Annotated in this window: 15 protein-coding genes; 7 read left to right on the top strand and 8 right to left on the bottom strand. The window is 60.2% G+C overall.

Annotated features, from left to right (window positions below):
- Entirely contained in the window at positions 1 to 1,896 is a 1,896-nt protein-coding gene (locus A4E33_RS02140) for a C1 family peptidase (protein WP_292345960.1), read from the bottom strand.
- Between the two features lie 235 nt (positions 1,897 to 2,131).
- Between A4E33_RS02140 and A4E33_RS02135 the strand changes: the two genes are divergently transcribed.
- Entirely contained in the window at positions 2,132 to 3,505 is a 1,374-nt protein-coding gene (locus A4E33_RS02135) for a sensor histidine kinase (RefSeq protein WP_292345958.1), read from the top strand.
- A gap of 77 nt (positions 3,506 to 3,582) precedes the next feature.
- Here A4E33_RS02135 and A4E33_RS02130 read toward each other — a convergent pair whose 3' ends face one another.
- On the bottom strand, positions 3,583 to 4,032 hold the full coding sequence (locus A4E33_RS02130; protein ID WP_292345955.1) for a hypothetical protein: 450 nt from the start codon (positions 4,030 to 4,032) through the stop codon (positions 3,583 to 3,585).
- A gap of 62 nt (positions 4,033 to 4,094) precedes the next feature.
- Positions 4,095 to 5,135 carry a histone deacetylase gene (locus A4E33_RS02125; RefSeq protein ID WP_292345954.1) on the bottom strand — a complete coding sequence of 347 codons (1,041 nt, stop codon included), beginning with the start codon at positions 5,133 to 5,135 and terminating at the stop codon, positions 4,095 to 4,097.
- A gap of 424 nt (positions 5,136 to 5,559) precedes the next feature.
- Here A4E33_RS02125 and A4E33_RS02120 point away from each other — a divergent pair, with 424 nt between their 5' ends.
- The 3 genes from A4E33_RS02120 (at position 5,560) to A4E33_RS02110 (ending at position 8,058) form a co-directional block, all read left to right on the top strand.
- On the top strand, positions 5,560 to 6,441 hold the full coding sequence (locus tag A4E33_RS02120; protein WP_292345952.1) for a formate/nitrite transporter family protein: 882 nt from the start codon (positions 5,560 to 5,562) through the stop codon (positions 6,439 to 6,441).
- Positions 6,442 to 6,677: 236 nt separating this feature from the next.
- Positions 6,678 to 7,199 carry a nucleotide-binding protein gene (locus A4E33_RS02115; protein WP_292345950.1) on the top strand — a complete coding sequence of 174 codons (522 nt, stop codon included), beginning with the start codon at positions 6,678 to 6,680 and terminating at the stop codon, positions 7,197 to 7,199.
- A 37-nt stretch (positions 7,200 to 7,236) separates the two neighbouring features.
- Complete coding sequence (locus tag A4E33_RS02110) at positions 7,237 to 8,058, top strand: hypothetical protein (protein WP_292345948.1); 822 nt, start codon at positions 7,237 to 7,239, stop codon at positions 8,056 to 8,058.
- Between the two features lie 560 nt (positions 8,059 to 8,618).
- On the opposite strand, the gene A4E33_RS02105 is transcribed toward A4E33_RS02110, so the two are convergent.
- The gene (locus tag A4E33_RS02105) at positions 8,619 to 10,106 is read right to left on the bottom strand and encodes a kelch repeat-containing protein (protein WP_292345947.1); all 1,488 of its coding nucleotides are present in this window, start codon (positions 10,104 to 10,106) and stop codon (positions 8,619 to 8,621) included.
- Positions 10,107 to 10,249: 143 nt separating this feature from the next.
- Between A4E33_RS02105 and A4E33_RS02100 the strand changes: the two genes are divergently transcribed.
- From A4E33_RS02100 to A4E33_RS02090, 3 genes are all read left to right on the top strand, one after another.
- Positions 10,250 to 10,441 (top strand): hypothetical protein, encoded by a 192-nt coding sequence (locus A4E33_RS02100; protein WP_292345945.1) that lies wholly within the window; start codon positions 10,250 to 10,252, stop codon positions 10,439 to 10,441.
- A gap of 148 nt (positions 10,442 to 10,589) precedes the next feature.
- Positions 10,590 to 10,739: a hypothetical protein gene (locus A4E33_RS02095; RefSeq protein ID WP_292345944.1), complete on the top strand. Its 150-nt coding sequence runs from the start codon at positions 10,590 to 10,592 to the stop codon at positions 10,737 to 10,739.
- A 184-nt stretch (positions 10,740 to 10,923) separates the two neighbouring features.
- Positions 10,924 to 13,656, top strand: coding sequence for a PAS domain S-box protein (locus A4E33_RS02090; RefSeq protein ID WP_292345942.1), 2,733 nt, complete (start codon positions 10,924 to 10,926; stop codon positions 13,654 to 13,656).
- 16 nt (positions 13,657 to 13,672) lie between these two features.
- Here A4E33_RS02090 and A4E33_RS02085 read toward each other — a convergent pair whose 3' ends face one another.
- From A4E33_RS02085 to A4E33_RS02070, 4 genes are all read right to left on the bottom strand, one after another.
- Positions 13,673 to 15,295, bottom strand: coding sequence for an ATP-binding protein (locus A4E33_RS02085; RefSeq protein ID WP_292345940.1), 1,623 nt, complete (start codon positions 15,293 to 15,295; stop codon positions 13,673 to 13,675).
- Positions 15,273 to 16,298 carry a DNA double-strand break repair nuclease NurA gene (locus A4E33_RS02080; protein ID WP_292345938.1) on the bottom strand — a complete coding sequence of 342 codons (1,026 nt, stop codon included), beginning with the start codon at positions 16,296 to 16,298 and terminating at the stop codon, positions 15,273 to 15,275. The genes A4E33_RS02085 and A4E33_RS02080 overlap by 23 nt, the downstream gene beginning before the upstream one ends.
- Before the next feature lie 558 nt (positions 16,299 to 16,856).
- A complete protein-coding gene (locus A4E33_RS02075; protein WP_292345937.1) occupies positions 16,857 to 17,969 on the bottom strand; it encodes an STAS domain-containing protein in 1,113 nt (370 codons plus the stop codon).
- Between the two features lie 10 nt (positions 17,970 to 17,979).
- Complete coding sequence (locus tag A4E33_RS02070) at positions 17,980 to 19,713, bottom strand: UxaA family hydrolase (protein WP_292345935.1); 1,734 nt, start codon at positions 19,711 to 19,713, stop codon at positions 17,980 to 17,982.
- Between the last annotated feature and the right edge of the window lie 121 nt (positions 19,714 to 19,834).

Raw genomic sequence — 19,834 nt, 5'->3', positions numbered from 1 at the left:
TCATGCACCCCCGACGCGGGTGATCCCGCTCATGTACGTGGCAGCCTCGCGGATCTCGCTCTTCGGTTCGCCGGAGAACCTGATCCACCCGTACCCGTTGGTGCCCCAGCCGGTGCCCCAGCTGTTCTTGATCAGCCAGGAGCCGCCGTTACGGTTGTCGTCCCACCCCACGAGCACAACGCAGTGCCACCATGAGCCCGAGCAGACGGAAAGCGGCCCTTTGCAGAGCAGCTGCTGCTTGACATGGCTGACCGTGCCGGAAGAGGAACCGTAGCTCGTGGTCTTCCAGACATGGTCCGGGGCGAGCGCTCCCATGTTGCAGGAGTTCGGGATCGAGCAGTGCGCGCCGATGCCGGCATTACATGCAAGGTGGCCGGTGCCGTCATCATGGGCGCAGTGCTGCGACTGGTACGGCAGGACCGACTCGTCCGGGACACCATGGTCCCGGATATCCTTCATCACCTCACCTTCGGAGCCACCGAGACAGGAGCCGGGAACGGGCGAGAAGCATGGCGAGACAAAGACCTGCTCGGCAGTGTCGAGATTCTTCTGGCTTCCCTGCTCGATGTTGTACACCGCCTCGAGCGTCCCGGTCGGGGACTCGGCATAGCACGAACCGCAGGCTGCCTGGTCCTTGACCGATGTCATCCAGTTCATCCCCCGCCACGTTGTCCACGAGAAGTTGCCAACCGCGTTCGCGCTCATGCTGCACGGGTTCTGGCATGCATCACCCGTGCCGTCGCTGTCGGCATCAGCCTGATCGGGGTTGAACACATACGGGCAGTTGTCGCAGGCGTCGCCAAACCCGTCCGAAACCTTCGTGCAGACTGTTCCGCCTCCCGTATCCGCGGTCTGGACAGCGCATCTGGTCATCGCGTCTGAATCCTCCTGGTCCGGGTTCACGGCTGCGGGACAGTTATCGCAGGCATCCCCGACCCCGTCGCCAGGGGACATTGTGATGCAGGGCTGAGGGGTCACCCCAGGTCCATCTCCCTCAAGCCCGCAGATCGAGAGTCCCGGGTCCGTATCAGCCTGCGAGGGATTCCTGACTTTCGGGCAGTTGTCCATGAAATCATTGATGCCGTCGCCGTCCGTATCGAGCAGTTTATAGGCCGGATCGACCGCCACCAGCTGGATCGATTTTGTGGTATTGACCCGCACGAGCGTCCGGTTGATGGTCGTAAGCCCCTGCGGGACCGCTACTGCCGCTATTGTTGTTACCGGGGCAGAAGCCTGCCGGTAACAGTAATAGGGGATGACCGCCGCAGCAGTCGGGGCCTGGCCGCAGGACGTCCGGCTGCACTGCGTATACCCGTTCGCTCCCCACTTTTGCTGCGCGGCTCCTTCTGACAGGCACTCGCAGGGTGCCTGGCAGACGGGGGAGGCCGTCGTTGTCGTCGTTGTCACCGGTTTAAAACAGTAATAGGGGATGACGGCGGCAAGGGTCGATGCCCTCCCGCAGGGCGTCTGGCTGCACTGGGTATACCCGTTCGCTCCCCACTTCTGCTGTGCGGCTCCTTCCGACAGGCACTCGCAGGGTGCCTGGCAGACCGGAACCGCTGTTGTCGTTGTTGTTTCCAGCGGTTTGAAACAATACCAGGCGATGACAGTGCTGCCGGTCACCACCCGGTAACACGGCATCTGGCTGCACTGCAAAAACCCGTTCGCCCCCCATTTCTGCTGTGCGGCACTCTGTGCCATGCACTCGCAGGGAGCCTGGCACCCGGGGGCCTGTGTGGTCGTAGATGCAAGTACATAATCAGCCGACAGGCTGATCGCAGGGTTTACCGTATTCTGGCCGGTATTTGCGGCCGCTGCACCGGCATTGGTACAGAGCAGGATAAACGCGAGAATGAACAACAGTGCAATACCTGTAATCCGATAACCGGGAATCACACCCATACCTGTCACATCCGATGATGATCAAAACGGTAAATCGGAGTTGAACGATATAGACATTGCCATCATATCCCTCCCGGTTCCGGCCCGTGCGTTTTCCCCCGCACACAACGCCATCCGGGTTCCGCAAGGCCCCTGACCCGGCTTATTGATACCTTTAATAAGGTAGATTGCCAGTGTATCATACAGGTATGCCGGCACCGCGCCGGTACGATACAACAGGTGTGGAATTGTGCGACCGATAACGCCGCAGCGACAGATAGTGTACGATGTTACCATTGTCCTGAGTATCGTTGCTGCTGCCATTATTACGTACGTGAGCCTCACGGCGGGCATCTACGAGGTCTTCCCGTACTTTTACCTTATCCCGATCATCCTCATTGCGTTTGCCCGTCCCCGGCTGAGCATTTACGGCACTGTCCTTGTCGGCTGGATGTACCTTGCGCTCGTCTTCATTATCGGTCTCCCCACTATCCGGCTCTACATGCTTGCCACGGTCTGGTTCTATATCTTTGTCTCGCTCGGGGTTCTCATCTCAACCTACTCGCAGGTCTACCACAAGGAAGGTGAGCGGAGCTGCGGCACGTATTACAATTCGCAGGCAGGGGCCTTCCGTTTCGACAAGGAGACTCTCAACATCGTCGACGCCAACTATAAGTTCGCGAGCATCCTCCACTTCGAATGCCGGGATATCATTACGCGAAACCTGAAAGATTTTCTTCCCGATAAGGCAGCGCTCGACGAGTTCCTGAAACAGGTCCGCGACAAGCGCCGGGTCCGGGACATTGAAGTCGGGCTCGTGGCATACGACGGGGCCATCCACTGGGCTCTTGTCTCGGCCGCAGACTGCGACGATGCCACGATCATCTGCACGGTCGTTGACATCACCGAGAACAAGCAGGCGCAGGAAGCGCTTACGGCAGCCAATAAGAAACTGACCCTTCTCAACAACATCACGCGCCACGATATCCTCAACCAGCTCACGGCCCTTATCGGGTTTCTTGAGATCTCGCGCAATGATACCAGGGATCCCGAGCTGCTGAAGTATATCGCAAAGGAGGAGGCGGCTGCCAACGCGATCAAGAGCCAGATCCTCTTCACCCGGGATTACCAGGACGTGGGTGGGCAGTCGCCGAAATGGCAGAATGTCGCCGAGACCGTCTCTCTTGCGATCGCGACCCTCGACCTGCGCAGGGTCGAGGTCTCGTTCGACCTCCCCCAGGTCCAGGTCTTTGCCGACCCGCTCCTTGAGAAGGTGTTCTACAACCTTGTCGAGAATTCCCTGCGCCACGGTGAGAAAGTGACAAAGATCTCCCTGCGGGCGGAAGAGACTCCGGATGGTATAAACATCCTCATTGAAGACGACGGTGTCGGCGTCCCGGCCGCAGCCAAGGAGAAGATCTTCCGCAGGGAATATTTCAAGAATACCGGCTTTGGCCTCTTCCTCACCCGCGAGATCCTTTCCATTACCGGGCTTTCCATATCCGAGACCGGAACGCCCGGCAGTGGCGCACGGTTCGTCATCCATGCACCAAAAGGCATGTACCGGACCGGTTCCGCTGTCACACCTGCCATTCCCGCAACAATCCCCCGGGAAAAACCCTGATGCGGGATCGGCCGGCTGCGGGTGCCTGACGGGAATGAGCGTGCTGACTGCAGCGCGCCAGGGGATACGTTTTCCGGTTACTTCCAGCCGAAAATGGGAATTGTCGGTTTCAGGGGATCGAACTCCCCGGATGAGGAGAGTTGCTTGACGAGGGAGAAGGTCCGTCCATTTCCGTTCGAGAACGTGACAACCGCCTTTGCTTCCGCGAGCATGGACTGGAGCGCGAACTCGTGCGACTCGTCAACGGACAGTACTGCCACGTCATACTCGATATTCAGCGGGACAAGGGCTACATGGATCCCCTCAGCGGGAGCATTGCCTTTGTTCATGAGAACAACCGCCTTTGCATCCTCGCGCAGCTGTATGTCAACCTGCGGCAGGAACGAGGAGTCCTGCATGATCAGCAGGGTCATGACAACCGCGGCAACGATGATGATGGCAATCCCCCCGAGGTATATCGAGACGACAGACAGAAGGATCGTTGCCAGTATGCCGGCCGCGAGGACAGCGATTATCCGTGTATCCATACCTTCACGTTCGCCTTCCCCCTTATTTTCCTTAACGGTTTGTTGCGGGGATGCCTTCTTCGTCAGGAGAGGTCGTGCATGTTCCGGAGTCCGGCAACCAGCCCTGCCGTCTTCTTTGCCGGGGTCCTGTCCGCACGGGCTGGGCGTGCCCCCCCGAGGGCATCAAGGATATTCCGTACGGCCGCACCGTGGGAGGGACCGTACCCGCCTTCGAGCACGAGCGCGAGGGGCATCCGTGTCCGGTCGAGGACCAGTCCGGTCAGGAACCCGAGATCCGCCGGCTGCAGCCGCATATCGCCAACCGGGTCATCGGAAAGGACATCCTGGCCCGCGGAGATGAGGATCAGGTCCGGATCCATGCGGGCGATGGCCGGCAGGAACACGTCTTCAAACACAAGGGAAATGTCGGCGATGGTGCTTCTCCGGGGAAGCGGGGCATTGATGGTGAAACCGGTGCCGGCGCCGGTCCCGGTCTCCTCGATATGGCCGGTGTGGGGGAAGGCATCCTCCTGGTGCGTTGAGCAGTACAGGACCCGGTCGCTGGTGTAAAAGATATCCTGTGTGCCATTGCCATGGTGGACGTCCCAGTCGATGATGGCAATCCGGTTCACCATCCTGAGCGCCCTGGCGGCCGCGATCGCGATGTTGTTGATGAGGCAGAACCCCATCGCCCATGCCGCTGCCGCATGGTGGCCGGGCGGGCGCACCAGCGCAAAACAGCTCTCGCCATCCAGCGTGCGCTCGACAGCGGCGATTGCCGACCCGGCAGCGTACGTGGCAACCTCGTACGAGTGGGGGTTGATATACGTGTTCTCATCGATATACCCGGAGAAGAGGGAACTCGGGGTAAACTGCCCGCCGACAAAGATCGAGTCGCGGACAAAGTCGTACTCCACGTTCCGATCGCACTGTGCCCGGAGCCATTTGAGGTAGCCGGGGTGGTGGACGCGCTCGATATCCCCCGGGGCTGCCGGGACAGGCTCATGGCGAGTAACCTGCTGCGGCAGCTGATCGATGATGCCGAGAAGGCGGTCCCGGCACTCCACATGTCCTTCGCAGTCATGCTGCCCGAAAACCGGTCCGGTGATGACAGAGTAATTCATCAGATACCCCGCAAGCAGAGAGTCAGTATATGTTATTTCCGGGCATCGGTTTTGAAGATATTGGAGGGGACAAACATCGGTACAGGTTCCCGTCGCTGGCGGGTTTTCGGGGATTGTTCCTCCCGCCGGGTGGCGTTCTGTGCGGTTCCCGGCGGGATGGTATTCCGGCGCCGTGTGCCGGAACAGCCCCTCCATGACCCGGCCTTTCCTCTATTCTTACGACATTTGGTTATCACCGGACTGTCGTTCATGACCGGTCGTTGACAGCAGGTCCCGGTATTCCTGTTAAAATGTCTGGATTGGCCGGAAACGCGATCATTTCGAAAATTATTAATAACGCCCGGCAAGAATGTCTATTTGGCCTATACAGAAAAGTGATATAATATGTTGCTGGTATAGGTGCTTAATCAGAGGTGTGTAAAAAATGGTATTTCATCCGCCGGTAGCAATCGTTGCAAAGGCAGGAGACGCCGGCAAGTACAAGGTCGGTCTCCCCTGGTGGAACATGATTATGCGCGGATTCATGTCCGGCGCATATATCGCCATGGGTGGTGCGCTCGCAACGGTCTGCAGTACAGGTATTGTCTATTCAGCTGATGCGATCAAGGCCGGTGCTGTTGCCGGCGGCTTTGCATCGGCAGGTATGGCCCAGCTCGTACTGGGAGCCGTGTTCCCGGTCGGGCTTATCATCACCGTCCTGACCGGTGCCGAGCTCTTCACGGGTGACGCGATGCTCGCCCCGATGGCGGCATTCATCCACAAGATCAGCTGGATGGAAGTCCTGAACCTGTGGGTCTTCGTCTACATCGGGAACCTGATCGGGTCCCTGTGCTGGGCATACATCTGCGCCAACGGCCCGTTCATCTCCATCGCCGACACAGGAGCCATCACGGCAACCGCGTTCGGGACGCGTGCAATGGCGATCGCCACAGCAAAGACCAGTTACTTCGGTCTGATGGGCATGTGGTCGGTCTTCCTCAAGGGTATCGCCTGCAACTGGCTTGTCAACCTCGCCATCCTTCTCGGTATCTGCGCGGATGACGCGGTCGGCAAGTTCTTCGGCATCTGGTTCCCGATCATGGCCTTCGTTTCGAGCGGTTTCGAACACTCGATCGCCAACATGTACTTCATCCCGGCCGGTATCATGACAGCAGGGCTCACCGGTGGCACAACCGGTGCAACCTGGGTCAACATGTGGACCGCCAACGTCATCCCGGTCACGATAGGTAACATCGTGGGCGGGTTGTTCTTTGTCGGTGTCATCTACTGGGTCGCATTCCGCAAGGAAATCGCAGCACTCAAGTAAACCAACCGCATACTATACACTAAAAAACGGAACCATCGGGGCGGAACCAGGGCGCTGAAGGACAGCAGTCCTTTTCGCCCCACCATCAATAATCGCCTCATATATGGACCCGTCACGGGGGTCTGTCACCCCCGCGGCCGGGTCTCTTTTCAGGCTCTGTTTGCTGCGAATTGTTCGTGCAGGGATGAATCGCAGCATTGAAACGGTGAAAGAGACTCATCTACTCAGGGTATTTTATGAAGATCGGATCGGTTGACGTCAGGATATCCATCCTGCCCATCGCGGCATTCATCGTCTTTACGTCGGGGTTCATCATCGCCGCGTTTTTCGGGCCGCCCGAAATGGCTGACGATGTACGGAAAAGCCTTATCTGGATCATACCGGCCCTCTTCCTGCTGCTCATTATTCCGGCCATCCTCAACTACATGAGCCGCAGCCAGTATGCTGACCTGGAACCGGAGTACGAGATGAAGGCAAAGACCGTCCGGGTGCGGCTCATCAATGAGAGCATGATCGGAAAGATCGTCCGGATCGTGGGTGTTGTCGAGCAGGCCCGGTACCAGTTTATTAACCGTCCGCAGTTTACTGTTGCCGACCGTTCCGGATCCATATCTGTCAAGATGTTCACGACACCTGCCGATGATGTGAAGGTAAACGATATTGTCGAGGTCTACGGTCAGGTGATCCGGCGCTACATTGTCACCGGTGAACCTGTCATCAACTGCGTCATCATCCGGAAAACCGAACAGAACGGGTGACCGTTCATCAAGGCCGTCTCTTTTCGGGAGGACAATCATGACGGACAACAATCCTTCACCGGAAAAAACGATATTCCCGTTTGCCGAGGCCCTTGTCCCCGTGCTCGCGTTCGGCGGGACGCTCGCCGGGGTCGCGCTCCACAATGCCGGCATCCTCTTCGAGATACAGTATGCTGCCATCGGGGGCCTTTTTGCTTCCTGCCTCCTTGCATACCTTGCCTGGACACGGCTGCACAAGGATATCGTCGCCCTCTCGACGCCGATCTATGGTATCATCTTCTTTGTTACGCCCATCGAGTACACAGCCGGCGTGGTGCTCCAGCTTGTCTATGCAGCAGGACTGACGATCCTCGCTGCCCGGCTGCGGTACCGCTTCGGCCCGGGTATTGCCGGCGGCTCCAGCACAAAAGAGCTTCCCCCCGGTCCGCTGCGGGACTACGTGGAGTCCAGCGGTGGAGCGTTCGAGGGGCTCTTCTCCGTAATCGGTCACGATGCTGCCCTTGCATTCTTCCGGTTCTCGGAGGGGGAGTACCAGGCCGCGGCGGAACTCGCGCACGCGGCATCGTGCCGCAGCGGGACTCCGGAGCACGTGGTCCGCGCCTTTTCAGTCATCCGCCAGCATGCGGAACTGCTCGACAAGAATCTGCCACGCCCATTAACGTACCTGACGTTCCTGCCCGCTGATGCACCCGTCATGGCAAAACCCCTGCCCGGGCCCGGGGATCCCGATCATGAGTTCGGGACGATGATGGACAATGCCCTGCTGCTCCTGTTCAGCGCAGCGTGGCACGCATCCCCGGAAGACCGGCCATCGCTCTTATCCCTCCAGCAGTTTGCCCGGAAACTGCTGGAGGCGTGACCGGCTGCGCGGACTGTACCTGTCTGTCTGGCCCCAGAGAGACATACATGAAACTGGTATGGTTCACACGAAAGCGATGAAAATCACCTGAATTGTGGATACGTATGATGGCTCCCCGGATCGGGGCCCCTCGCGGGACATCGAGGTCCCGTGGAATGAGATGTGAGAAGAACCATCAGATTCTTCGAGTCACGGCGGGGCAGGAGCAGATTCAAGAAAACGGTAGTTGAAAGCCGCCGCAGGGCGCCCTTCGGGGCGGCGGCTCGTATCATTCAGGGGTATGGGGGCGTCATCCCCCATCGTTTATCTTTGTGCATGGTTTCATGGGAATACTTCTCCTGAATCATCGCGTAAGATTAAGATGAAGCCGCGGGCGCTCGGGGTCTGTCGACCCTTGTCCCGTGGAGCATTACCTTATCCGGACTTTGATAAAATAATGGGATATGGGATCGAAAGTCGGCTGATGCCTCCCTTGTCTTATTCAGGGTCTGATAACCTCTCGCAATTCCACTGAGTATGATGTATGTCTGGATTTCAACAGAACTAAAAAATACCGGGGATCAGACTTCATCGTACAGCATCACAAGGTCTGCGAAATCGATCCTGCCGTTCCCGTTGAGATCGAATGCTGCGAGCGGTTCTTTTGCCGCGATCCAGTCAAGGTAATCGTAATACAGGACGATATCGGCAAAGTCCGGCCGCCCGTTGGCATTCAGGTCCTCATAGATACCGTCCTCATCAGGATCGGTCGGGGGATCCGTGTACGGGGGCAGCGGGATGACACCGCCCGCCGTACCCGCCCTTATGTACCTGCTCTTCAGCATACTGTCATACCCGTCAGCATTGTACACCTGCAGGGCAACGCTGTAAGTTGCTTCCGCTGCATAGGTATGCTGCGGATTCTTCACAAGCGATCCTGCCGGCTGGAGTCGCCACGTGTCGTTCTTGACCATCTCGGTGAGGCTGCTGCCGACATTGTCATATCCGGCAAGGAGCACGATGCTCGCATCCGGCAGGACCACCATGGCATGTTCGCTCCGTTTCGGCCACCCGGGGCTTCCGCCTGCGCGTGTCCACGTATCCCCGCGATCCCGGGAGATCCAGACATCGCTCATCCTGCCGGCATCATCATATCCGCCGGTGAGGACGATGGTGCCGTCCGGCATCGCGACACTGACCGGCATCCGCCGCGGGGACCATCCGGGACTCGCGTTCACGAGGGCCCAGTGTGTGCCATTGTCTTCCGATCGCCAGACATCGTTCCGGTAATCGTTGTCGAACCCGCCCATCAGGACAAGGCTGCCGTCCGGCAGGGCAACGGTGGTGTGGCTGTCCCGTTTGGACCATTCAGCGCCCGCGGTCATCTGCGTCCAGGTCATCCCGCCGTCAGCCGACCGCCAGACGTCGTTCATCCGGCCCGCCATGTCGCCATACCCGCCGGCAATAACAATGCTGCCGTCAGGAAGCACGGTCATGGTATGATAGTACCTGGGCGTGAACCCGGGATCTGCGCTGAGGACCGACCAGGTCGATCCCTTGTCCGGTGAAATCCAGACCTCGCGCTTCGAGTTGCTGTTGAAGCCCCCGGTCATGATGATACTGCTGTCCGCCAGTGCCACGGCCGCGTGGGCATGCCGCCCGATCCAGCCGGGGCTCGCGTTGGCAAGGGTCCAGGTAGCCCCCTTATCGGTTGACCTCCAGACATCGTTTCTGTTGCCGGTGTCATCATGGCCGCCCATCAGCACGATCGTTCCGTCCGGGGTTACGGCAACGGCCGGCCGGAGCCGTTTCGTCCACTGGGCGGAAGCAGTCATCCGCGTCCAGGATCCCGCATAGCTTTCGTCGCCAAAAAACCATGCATACCCGGCCGGGCTGCCTGATGAAGCATCCTTGAAGTTTACGGACAGCGGCGGCAGTCCGGTAATGGGGCTTCCAGAGAAATCGGCAGAGGGTTTTTCAGCTGATGCAGCCTGAACAGCGGACAGGAGAAGAAAACATACTGCGATGAGACGTATCTTTTTCCAGAAAAATTTCCAGAGTATGGTCAAAAATATCAGCTCCGTATAGTATTGCAGATACTGAGAACTCCCTGCCGGTCGGATTAAATACCCTGAATGGATCGGGTTCCCTGATCGTTCCGGCAGGTTACAGCATTGATCCGATTCAACCGGAAACCTGATAGCAGAGCCAAATGAACACTGGTTTCGTGTTCACCCACCCGAACCAGTGCCGGAACTGTCTGTTTGCGATCGAGAAGGGCTTTTCACCGCTGGCAGGTTACACTTACTGCAGAGCCGGCGGGATTGCCCATAAGCCGCTGCTCCCCCGCTGGTGGATCATCGTCTTCGGCTGCGCGCTGTTCATCAGCAGAAACGCGGATTGATTACCGGACCGGCAGGTTCCTGATCTGAACAGGCTGGTGGAAGGGGATAACCGCGTGGATTTGGGCAATTTATTTCCTGGCACTGCAAGGTGCTGTCTGATTACACGGAATACGGTGACCAATGACTCCCCTTTCTGCCGGAATACGGATGAGACCCCATACGGATGAACAGAAGATGATGGTCTGCGACCTGGTCCGCCGGGTCAGCGAGCTGATGCGGGACGGGCGGTACCCGCCCCTGCATAACCAGAAGGTGGAACTGAACGTTCCCTTCCGGATCAGGTACCCCCGATCGTAAAACCGGGACGAATCCGGAACCTGCCCGCAGGATGAGAACGGACCGGTGGCGAATACTGCTGTACCGGAACTGCCGGAACGATGAGATCCGGCAGGATCCCGCGGCCGGATACCCTTCCATTGTATAAAACAGGCATGATCGAAAGGAATAACCCCCCGTTCATAAAAGATCCTGTCTGGTGCAGATGCCGGTTATCAGGGTATTGTATGTGGATGATGAGCCCGGCCTGCTTGAACTCGGCAGGATCTTCCTTGAACAGGACAGGCAGTTCTCCGTTGATACCGTGCCATCAGCAGTAGCGGCACTCGACCTGCTCGGGCAGCACCCGTACGATGCGATTGTCTCTGATTACCAGATGCCCGAGATGGACGGGATTGAGTTTTTGAAAAGGGTACGCGGTTCTGAAAATTCCATCCCCTTCATCCTCTTTACCGGTCGGGGCCGCGAGGAGATCGTTATCCAGGCGCTGAACGAAGGAGCCGATTTCTACCTCCAGAAAGGCGGGAACGCGACACCGCAGTTTGCCGAGCTTGCGCACAAAATCCAGAAAGCAGTTCTCCAGAAACGTGCCGAGAACGCCGTGATCCTGCGTGAATCGTACCTGACAGCCATCATCGAGAACCAGCCGGGGCTGGTCTGGTTAAAGGATCCCGATGGCCGGTTCCTCGCTGCCAACGAAGCCTTCGCCCGTTCCTGCGGGAAGCGTTCCGCAGCGGACGTGCTCGGTCTGACCGATTTGGACATCTGGCCGGAAGACCTTGCCCGGAAGTACCGTGCGGACGATGCACGGGTTATCGCCACGGGGCAACCCCTGCATGTCGAGGAGAAGATAGCTGACAAGAACCAGGTGAAATGGTTCGAGACCTACAAGATGCCAATCAAAAATGCTGCAGGGACCGTGATCGGTACGACCGGGTTTGCCCGTGACATCACCCTGCGGAGATCCGCTGACGAGATGCTTGCAACGATCCGCGAACTTGAGCAGGAATTCGCATCGCTGCCTTCCGCCGGCAGTGTTGAGGAGCGTGCGGCGAAGAAACTCCTCGCCATCTCCGGCGCGGTTGCCACGACCTTCAATATCTATGATCGCCAGAAGCAGGTGCTGCGGGCAGCAGCGATCGAAATCGCACCGGGAGTGCTGAAGAGCCTGCCGGATGCCTGGCAGAGACTCACCGGGATCATCGGCATGGATCCGGTCGAGATCGCCGTGCCCGTGACCCCGGCGATGTACCAGGACATCAACCGGAGTTATATCACCACAAAAAGGAGCATCGCGGAGATGAGCAACGGGCAGATCTCCCCGTCGGTGAGTGCCGGTATCCAGGCACTGGCAGCCATCGACCGCTTCCTGCTCATCACGCATGTCATTGACGGCGAACTGTACGGCACCTCGCTGCTGGCGCTCCGGGCTGACCAGCCTGATCCGCCGCCAGACCTGCTGGACTCGTTTGCACACATGGTCGCAGTCTCGCTGCGCCGCCAGCAGGCAGAGGCCGCGCTCCGGGAGAGCGACGAGCGGCTCCGGGAGATCGCGGAGAATATCACGACCGTGTTCTACATCTCCGACAGGGCGATGAACCGGTTCACGTATGTCAGCCCGGCTTATGAAATAATCTGGGGCAGGTCTGCCCGGTCGCTGCTCGACGACCCGTTCTCCTTCCTTGCAGCGGTCCTTCCCGAAGACCTGCCAGCGGTGCAGGAAGCGATCCGGAAAGAGCTGGACGAGGGGATCCCGGTCGATACCGAATACCGGATCCGTCACACGGACGGCACGGTGCGGTGGATCCATTCCCGGAATTTCCCGATCCGGGATACCACCGGCCGCATCTACCGTGTCGCTGGGTTAGCCGAGGACATCACGGAACTCAAGAACTCGCAGTCCGCGCTTGTTGAGAGCGAGGAGAAGTTCCGGTCCCTGGTTGAATACGCCTTGGAATCGATCTCGATCCTTGATTTTTCCGGCAGGTGCCTCTTTGCCAACAAGGCTACAGCACGACTGCTGGAGATGCCGGAGGAGACAAACCTCACCGGAAAGGACGTAATGGAGTTCCTTGCACCGGCATCGCGGGAAAAAGCAGCTGCAGATTTTGCCCGTGTCAGCGGGGGCCATGATGCTTATCTTGCCTATTATTCGGTCATAACAGCACAGGGGAACTCCCGCACTGTTGAAAGTATCGGCAAGGTTATCAGCTACGAGGGAAGGCATGCAATCCTTCTCTCCCTGCACGACATAACGGGCCTCCGGAGCGCGGAAGAACGCCTCCGGGCAGCAAACCGCCAGCTTACCCTGCTCACCAGTATCACCCGGCACGATATCCTCAACAAGGTCTCGGTCACCCGCGGGTTCCTGCAACTGGCAAAAAAGAACAATTCCGACCCTGCGGTAAACTCCCTGCTGGACCGGATCGATACTGAGACCAACGCCATCAGGTCACAAATCGAGTTTACGCGGGTATACCAGGACCTCGGTTCCCATGAACCGCAATGGCTCGCGCTTGCCGATGTTGTCCCGCGGTCCTCGATCCCTCCGACGATTGCGTTCAGCGTGGAAGGGAACGGTTACCGGATTTTTGCGGACCCGATGCTGAAGACCGTGTTTGGCAATCTCCTTGACAATTCGGTCCGTCACGGGGATCGGGTAACGGAGATACGGGTCTGTGCCTTCCCGTCTGGCAAGGATCTCATGGTTGTGTGGGAAGACAATGGCATCGGGATTTCTGCCGGTGAGAAAGAGCATATCTTCGACCGGGGTTACGGGAAGAATACCGGTCTGGGCATGTTCCTTGCCCGCGAAATCCTCTCTCTGACCGGCATCACGATCCTTGAGAACGGTGAACCGGGAAAGGGGGCCCGGTTCGAGATGACGGTACCGTCCGGCGCGTTCCGTTCCGATGCAGGGACACCGGCAGGCAACTGACACTGCAGAGTGCGCCTTACGAAAACCCGCCGGACAACCCCTCGCGGATGTCCTTCTTCTTCCGGGAATTGAGCGTGGCGATGTAGTCCTCGTACCGGTGGATCCGGGTCGAGACCGGGAACGGGATCCCGATGGTCGAGATGATCGCCTCGCCGCGGTCAAGGGTCTGGATCTCGATCTCCATCTTACTGAGGTCCTGCTTGGCGCTTCCCATGATGATCTCGCGGTCGCCCCGGTCGCCAAGTCCCATGACCACGAAGGTATTGATCTGGGCAAGCACCTTGGGGTCCACGTTCTTCGGCTGCTGGGTGATGACGCAGAGGCCCACGCCGAACTTCCGGCCCTCCATGGCGCACTCGCGGAACATCTGCGTGGATGCCCCGCCGGCAGCAAGCACCCGCTGCGCCTCCTCGATGGTGATGAGCACCTGGTGGGAGGCCTCCTGCTTCTCGTCGATGCCGAACCCGCGGGCCTCGGAGCGGTGCTTCTCCATGATCATCCGCGTGATGATGGAGAGGACGAAGAGCTCGCTGCGCTCCCCCATGTCCGGGATGTCGATGAGCACGACCTTGTTCTTATGGAGGTTTGTGATGATCTCCTGCACCGTGGAGCCGCTCTGCCGGAAGAAGGCGCTGTTAGCCTTCGTGATGTTCTCGATATGCCGCTGGATGACGCGGACCGGCCCGGCCATGGAGTTGCGGATCATCCAGGCAAGGCTGCCTTCCTTTATACCGGCTGCAAGCGGGTCCTTGACCGGGAAGATCTCCGGGTCCACCTCTTCGAAGAACCGGATAACGTCGCTCCCGTTCACCCGCGAGAACGCCTCGACGATGTCGAACTGGGCGCTCGTGAGATCGTACAGGATCGAAAGGTCGCCGATCCGGAAATCGTCGTACTCCAGCCAGAGCCGGTTCATGGCGTACTTCTTCCGGTCGGCCTCGCCCCGGATGGTGAAGATGGAAAGGCCATCCTTCCCGTTCGTGTAGTGGGCGAGCCCCTTCGTGGGATCGCCCGTAGAGGACTTGCCGCCGCTGACGTACTCGCCGTGCGGGTCCACGATCAGGAGGCCGAACTTCTGCTCCTTCATGCACGAGGCGCAGAAGGTCTTCATGAAATTGGACTTGCCCATGCCGGTGGTGGCAAAGACCCCCATGTGCTGCGGGAGCACCTTTGCCGGGATACGAACCGCAACGTCCTTTATCACGTCCTGCCCGCTCCGCATGAGCCCGACCTCGATCTCGCCCATCTGCTCGGTGAGGAAGCGGAAATCGGCAGCGGTCGGGTCCTCCACCGTGGAGAACTTGGACGGGATGGTGCGGGGCTTATGGAACCGGCCGTCTTTGTCCACGAAACCGAGCGGGACTGCGTCGACTGCGATGAAGACATCTTCGCCAAGGCCGTAGAACTGCTCGGCATACGCCCGCGTGTCCCATTTCGGGTCCGCGAAGTTGGCATCGTGGACGAGATCGGTGACCTTGGCAAAGAAGGTGGAGCCCTTCGTGCGATCCACGATCTTTTTAATGTCGCCGATATAGATCGTCTCGTCATGGGGTGCGATGAAGCGGTAGGCAAGCACGCTCCGGCCGATGAGCCGGTACTTGGATGCGTCCGCGATATCAGTATCGCGCAAATTCATCATGATAATCTCCGAACAGGATCTCATAGGTCTGCCGATCGATACCGGCCTCCGCAAGCCGGCCGAGAAGATCGCCTTTCACCTGCTCCACGATCTCTTCCGTGAGCGCGACCGTGCGGTGGGCGTCGAGCAGCGGATACGGGTAGCCGGGGATACGGCCGTCCGCGGAGCAACCGCAGATCCGGTGCATAATCGTATTCGCGATCTCATCGCCGGTCCCCTTCGCAAGCTCGATCTTGAGCGGGCCTTTTGCCCGCGGGTGAAGGCAGGACACGTACATTTCGCCGTGCTGCCACTGGGGGAAGGCCGCATGGTCGAGAATACCGGGATCGATTTTGATCCACCACGGGGCTTTGACTGCAAGGGTTTTCGCACACGCCCAGACCGCGGGGAGGAGCGGGTGGCCGCCACCCCAGGTCGCGGCCGAGCGCTTGGAGATGCCGGCAAGGCCGATATCCCTCTCCCGGCAGGTTGCGGCGATGCGGGTGAGGACCGGATCGTGGCTCTCGTGCGAGACACGCAGAGGCCCGTCACGGAGGAGGAGGGCGCCGGTACCGAGCTCCCGCGCCATTGTCTCCGTGACCCAGTACTCGACTGTGTCGCGGAGAATCCCCGCAGCCCGGGCAATGTCCTCGTTCTTCAGGGGCTTTCCCGGCGGGTGGCCGAAGCAGTCCGTGTACAGAACGGGAAAATCCTGGTTCTCCTCTCCGGGACCGATCAGCGCAAACGTCATCGGCGTGACCGACCGCCGGGTGCGTTCCATGTTGAGAAAAGTGGTCTGGGCCGCCCGGACAACCGCAAGCGCCATACTGCCGGATTCGAGAAGGATGACATTGGAGCCGTCCACGGCGCAGACCTCACCGCATTCCGCGGGGCTGCACGCGACAAAGTCGCTGTGCCTGATACCGCAGGTCTTTGCGAACAATCCCGCGAGATCGGCCGGGACCGATGCCCGGATCCGGCCGGCCGTCTCCCGTATCGTACCGTAGTACGCGTCGTCTTTCATGCCGTTGATTTTAGTTAGGTTGGTTATGGCATATAAGGAAGCGGGGGTGCGGGGGGAAAATGCGGCGTGCGTGGGGCTCTGTCGGGAACAGACTGAAAAATGATGAAAAATCAGGCTCTGGAGAAAACCTGATAAAAATGTGGAGATAATGATGGAGCCACGGGCGCTCGGGATCTGCCGACCCGCGCCCCTTGGAGCACTACCATGTGTGGATATTAAAACAGACAATGGGTGTCAAGGGGGCTTGCCCCCTTGGGCTGCCTCCCCCTCTGGGGGAGAGAGGGGTTCACATTCATAAATTCCGATGAGTGCTTGGTGGAAGGGATTTCTCCAGAGTAAAAAATCAAACATACGGTCTCTTCTGTCAATCGGGATTATATGGATGTACCGGCATGCGATTTCCGCAGTCCGTCCGGGGTGTTCGGTTCACCCTCTCCTTTTCGCGGGGGGTATCCTTTAAGAGCTGCGGGAAGATCCTCTGCCGGTGCCGACGCTCAGGGGGATATCCGCTGCCGGCTGCCGGATCTCAGGCGGAGCTATGCTGCACAGAAAAAACCGTCAGGGTTCCCGGATCGGTGCGAACCAGATGATCCCGCGGAGGAGGCGGATCGCTCCCGGCCCGGGCCGTTTCTCCGTATCCGCAAGGCACGCGATCTCCAGCAGGTCCCCGGTAAAGAGCGTTGCTGCAGTCTCCTTCAGCCGTACGGGGCCCCGCTGCCGGAGGGGACTGTAGGGAAAGAAGGCCGCGTAGACATGGCTGGCAGGGCCCGCGGACGGGATGCGGGGGAAGAGCAGGACCCGGACCGGATCCGGCATGCTCCCCGTCCCGGCAACGCCCGCGGCGAGCAAGAGCCCCGGTGCGGTGTCACCGCACCCGGACGGCCCGGTTTCCCCGTCCCCTGTCCGGCGGTATTCCGCGGCAATAATGAAACCGGCGGCCGGCAGTCCCGCCGCTTCCAGCAGAGCCTGCACGAGCACATCAACAGCCGGCGGGGCTGTCCCGCCATTGAACATTGCCTTCCGGACAAAACCGCCGGCCAGACCGATGCCGTCCTGCACGTGCAGGCGGGGGATCTCGGCCTCCGCGTACTCGACATAATCGGGCGCCTCATCCCCCTGCGCAAGCCGGCATGCGGCAAAACCGCCGACAGCAAGGAAGGGGCCGTACCGGCCGGCGCAGTCCGCTGCATCGTAGCCGAGTGCACCGTTCCCGAATGCCGTGAGCGTGGGGGGGAACGGCAGGATCGTCCCGCCCTCCCCGGCCCTCACCACCGTAACGGGCAGGGCTGCACCTCCCTCCGTTTCGTCAAGGGAGAACGACCATCCATCACACGGGACGCGGCGTACTCCGGGTTCCGCCTCCCTGCCCGGAGAGATCTCCAGCAGGCTGTACAGGCCGGTGATCTCGAGGATCCGTCCGATCCGGTCGTTCACCGAGGAGAGGAAGAACTGTCCCCTGAGCTGCGAGAACTTCCGGTGGTAGAGGATCAGGACCTTCATGCCGGCGGAACTGAGGTAGTCAACACCACCCATTTCCAGTTCCACGGCATGATGCCCGGCGGCGAGGGCCCGGTCGAGCGCGCCGGCAACGGCTTTTGCGCCTTCCGCATCGAAACGCCCGGCGAGTCTGATCACAAGCCGGCCGCCCTTCTCTTCCGGTATGATCTCCATCACGCACCCCTCACTGCACCATTATGTAGCTCCGGATCCCGAAGTCACGGTGCCGGTTCTCCTCGGCCCGGGTCTTCTTCCCGCCGATGACCGCGAGGAGCTCCGGGAGGAGCGCCTCCTCGGCTACCTCCCGCTCCATCCGCCCCCGGTCCAGGATCTCCCGGTACGGGATGCAGAGGTCGATGAAGTCGCGGTGCCGCGCGAACGTGTCCGCGTTACCGGTGATCTTGATAACCGGCGTGACAGCGTTCCCGAGCGGCGTCCCGATCCCGGTCGAGAAGAGCATGGCCTGCGCACCTGCAGCGGCAAGGCCGGAGGCAGAGATCAGGTCCTGCCCCGGCCCATCCATGACATAGAGCCCGTGCCGGAAGCCGGCAACGCGCCGGCCGAACGGCACCACGTTCTCGATCGGGTGCCGCGTGCCCATCTTCCGGATCGCCCCGAGCGACTTCTCTTCCTGCGTGGAGAGGCCGGCGCGGATATTGCCCGGCGTCAGCTCCACGGAGAAGGTCCCGGAATCCGCGGCCCGGGCAACCGACTCCCCGATCATCTCGTTGGTCTTGATGATCCGCAGGAGGTCCAGCCAGACTGTGGGGTCGCGGCAGCGTTCCCGGAGGATGCGCTCGGCACCGAAAAACTCCATGATCTCCGAGATGACCACGGTGCCGTTACGGTCGAGCAGCCAGTCCGCGATGTGGCCGATCGCGCTGTTGGCAAAGAGACCGCTCGTGGGATCGGACCCGCCGCACTTGACGGCAAGGCAGAGGCCGGAGAGCGGGAGGGGTCTGCGCTCCTGCGCCCGGAGCTGCCCGATCATCCCCCGGACGATCTCCTGTCCGTTCCGGATCGCCGCCTCCCGTCCGTCCTGCTGGACGCGAACGCAGGCAACCAGGCAATCGCTCCCGGCGCCAGCCCGGACCGCGGCGTACAGCCGGTCGTTGACGCAGAGAGGGCTGCAGCCGAGCGTGACGATGACCAAGCCGCCGGTGTTCGGGTGGCAGGCCATAGACGCGAGCGTGCGCAGCGTGACCTCCTCGTCAAAGCCGGCCTGGCAGCACCCGGACTGGTGGGGAAGGGCGATGACCGCGTTCTCGCCGTTATCGCCCCATGCCTCGTGCCGGAACGCGTCCGCGATCGCAGCGGCCTCCTGGTTCACGCAGAAGACCGACGGGATGACAAGGATATGGTTGCGGGATCCCCAGGCACCGTCCGCCCGCGGATACACCGGCACGGCGACCCCGTTATAATCCGGGAGATCTTCCCGGGACCGGAGCACGGGGCACCGGTCGAAACCGTCGCGCTGGATGGCGTATGCCGCCGCAAGCGTTTCCAGGGACTCCGCCGGAGGCTGGTACGGATCCGGGTATTCCCGGATATTACCGGCCGTAACACCCCGGTCCCCGACAACGAGATCCACCTGCTGGCCCGGGAGGATTGCCGTTGTTGCTGCACCGATCACGGTCCCGTCCTTTACCACGGCTGCGTCCGGGGGGATTGCCCGGAGCGCGACCTTGTGGTACCGGGGGATGACGGCAGGGGCGCCGGACCCTGCAAACCATGAAGGCTGGTTCTCCGGGATAGCGAGGCTCCCGCGCCCGCTTTCGCCAAAGGTGATGAGCGGGTACGATCCCCCGCACGGCAGGTCGGCAAGCGCGATACCGACGTTGTCGTCCTTCCGGAAACGGATAATGCACAAAAATTCCGTGCTGCGGCCGGGGGGTTTGCCGGAATCGTCTCCTGCCATTCTCGCTCTTCTCCTCCGCCGGCGGACTGCCTGGTATAGTGAATACTTCCTTAAAAGAATATCAAACCCGTGCATCCGGGATGCGCGATACCCGCGGCAGGGTGCGGGGAGTCCGGGTGAT

The organism is Methanoregula sp. PtaB.Bin085, from assembly GCF_002067035.1.
In the GTDB taxonomy this organism is placed as follows: Archaea; Halobacteriota; Methanomicrobia; order Methanomicrobiales; family Methanospirillaceae; genus Methanoregula.
The sequence above is the reverse complement of the archived record's forward strand: the minus strand, read 5'-3'. Positions and strand labels throughout refer to the sequence as shown.

Excerpts from the sequence above, each read along its gene's own strand:
- A4E33_RS02130 (WP_292345955.1), bottom strand. The coding sequence starts at position 4,032 with ATGGATACACGGATAATCGCTGTCCTCGCGGCCGGCATACTGGCAACG.
- A4E33_RS02125 (WP_292345954.1), bottom strand. The coding sequence starts at position 5,135 with ATGAATTACTCTGTCATCACCGGACCGGTTTTCGGGCAGCATGACTGC.
- A4E33_RS02120 (WP_292345952.1), top strand. The coding sequence starts at position 5,560 with ATGGTATTTCATCCGCCGGTAGCAATCGTTGCAAAGGCAGGAGACGCC.
- A4E33_RS02115 (WP_292345950.1), top strand. The coding sequence starts at position 6,678 with ATGAAGATCGGATCGGTTGACGTCAGGATATCCATCCTGCCCATCGCG.
- A4E33_RS02110 (WP_292345948.1), top strand. The coding sequence starts at position 7,237 with ATGACGGACAACAATCCTTCACCGGAAAAAACGATATTCCCGTTTGCC.
- A4E33_RS02100 (WP_292345945.1), top strand. The coding sequence starts at position 10,250 with ATGAACACTGGTTTCGTGTTCACCCACCCGAACCAGTGCCGGAACTGT.
- A4E33_RS02095 (WP_292345944.1), top strand. The coding sequence starts at position 10,590 with ATGAGACCCCATACGGATGAACAGAAGATGATGGTCTGCGACCTGGTC.
- A4E33_RS02090 (WP_292345942.1), top strand. The coding sequence starts at position 10,924 with ATGCCGGTTATCAGGGTATTGTATGTGGATGATGAGCCCGGCCTGCTT.
- A4E33_RS02085 (WP_292345940.1), bottom strand. The coding sequence starts at position 15,295 with ATGATGAATTTGCGCGATACTGATATCGCGGACGCATCCAAGTACCGG.
- A4E33_RS02080 (WP_292345938.1), bottom strand. The coding sequence starts at position 16,298 with ATGAAAGACGACGCGTACTACGGTACGATACGGGAGACGGCCGGCCGG.
- A4E33_RS02075 (WP_292345937.1), bottom strand. The coding sequence starts at position 17,969 with ATGGAGATCATACCGGAAGAGAAGGGCGGCCGGCTTGTGATCAGACTC.
- A4E33_RS02070 (WP_292345935.1), bottom strand. The coding sequence starts at position 19,713 with ATGGCAGGAGACGATTCCGGCAAACCCCCCGGCCGCAGCACGGAATTT.